Annotated in this window: 2 protein-coding genes; both read left to right on the plus strand. The window is 35.6% G+C overall.

Annotated features, from left to right (window positions below; all coding sequences use genetic code 11):
• Positions 1–34: 34 nt before the first annotated feature.
• Positions 35–184 carry a 50S ribosomal protein L33 gene (gene rpmG / locus HT708_RS11450; protein WP_001809104.1) on the plus strand — a complete coding sequence of 50 codons (150 nt, stop codon included), beginning with the start codon at positions 35–37 and terminating at the stop codon, positions 182–184.
• Between the two features lie 39 nt (positions 185–223).
• Complete coding sequence (gene secG / locus HT708_RS11455) at positions 224–457, plus strand: preprotein translocase subunit SecG (RefSeq protein WP_000282517.1); 234 nt, start codon at positions 224–226, stop codon at positions 455–457.
• Positions 458–672 lie beyond the last annotated feature (215 nt).

Consider the following 672-nt stretch of genomic DNA (forward strand, 5'->3'; position numbering starts at 1 on the left):
TTGCAGGAAGTCTAATAAAAGTAAAGGAAATCTAGTGCGAGTAAAAATTAATCTCAAATGCTCCTCTTGTGGCAGTATCAATTACCTAACCAGTAAAAATTCAAAAACCCATCCAGACAAGATTGAGGTTTTAAAGTATTGTCCCAAGGAAAGAAAAGTAACCCTACATCTTGAATCTAAGTAGATTTTATGGTAAAATAATAGGGATTGTAAGGAGTTTGATATGTATAACCTATTATTAACCATTTTATTAGTATTATCTGTTGTGATTGTGATTGCGATTTTCATGCAACCAACTAAAAACCAATCCAGCAATGTATTTGATGCCAGCTCAGGTGATTTGTTTGAACGCAGTAAAGCACGCGGTTTCGAAGCTGTGATGCAGCGTTTGACAGGGATTTTAGTCTTTTTCTGGCTAGCCATTGCCTTAGCATTGACGGTATTATCAAGTAGATAAGAAAATAATGGGCAGGACTAGGTCTTTGCCTCTTTTTGTTTTTATATTCTTCAAAAATCTCTTCAAACCACGTCAGCTTTCATCTGCAATCTCAAAACAGTATTTTGAGCTGACTTCGTCAGTTCTATTCACAACCTCAAAACGGTGTTTTGAGCAAACCTGCGGCTAGCTTTTTAGTTTGCTCTTTGATTTTTTATTGAGTATGAAAGGATGTT

Source organism: Streptococcus sp. 3613 (assembly GCF_013277375.1).
Lineage (GTDB): Bacteria > Bacillota > Bacilli > Lactobacillales > Streptococcaceae > Streptococcus > Streptococcus pseudopneumoniae.